Origin of the sequence: Streptomyces sp. AB3(2024) (assembly GCF_041862025.1) — a bacterium.
Lineage (GTDB): Bacteria > Actinomycetota > Actinomycetes > Streptomycetales > Streptomycetaceae > Streptomyces.
Genome location: NZ_JBGWAB010000349.1, coordinates 1 through 456, shown reverse-complemented (window position 1 = coordinate 456; position 456 = coordinate 1). Strand labels below are relative to the sequence as shown.

1 protein-coding gene is annotated in these 456 nt (G+C 72.8%); it reads left to right on the top strand.

The window, feature by feature from the left end; all coding sequences use genetic code 11:
• Positions 1-456 (top strand): SDR family NAD(P)-dependent oxidoreductase (locus ACEPPI_RS40715; RefSeq protein ID WP_373920272.1); only part of this gene is annotated, 456 nt, incomplete at both ends.

The window sequence follows — 456 nt, the reverse complement described above, 5'->3', positions numbered from 1 at the left end:
CCGGCTGGCCGGTGTGCTGGCCGGTGGTGTTGCCGGTGAGGACCAGGTAGCGGTTCGGTCTTCGGGTGTGTTCGGGCGTCGGCTGGTTCGTGCGGCTGCCGGGGACTCGGGTTCTTGGGTGCCGTCCGGGACGGTGCTGGTGACTGGTGGTACGGGTGCTCTGGGTGGTCGCGTTGCGCGGTGGCTGGCTGGTGCGGGCGCCGAGCGCCTGGTGCTCACCAGCCGCCGGGGCGCCGATGCGCCCGGCGCCGCCGAGCTGGCGGCGGAACTGTCCGAGCTGGGCGTGGACGTAGCGGTGGTGGCGTGTGACGCCGCTGACCGGGACGCGCTGCGTACGCTGCTCGCCGCCGAGGCCGAGACGCTGACGGCTGTGGTGCATACCGCGGGTGTGCTGGATGACGGTGTGCTGGAGGCGCTGACTCCTGAGCGGTTCGAGAGCGTGCTGCGGGCGAAGGC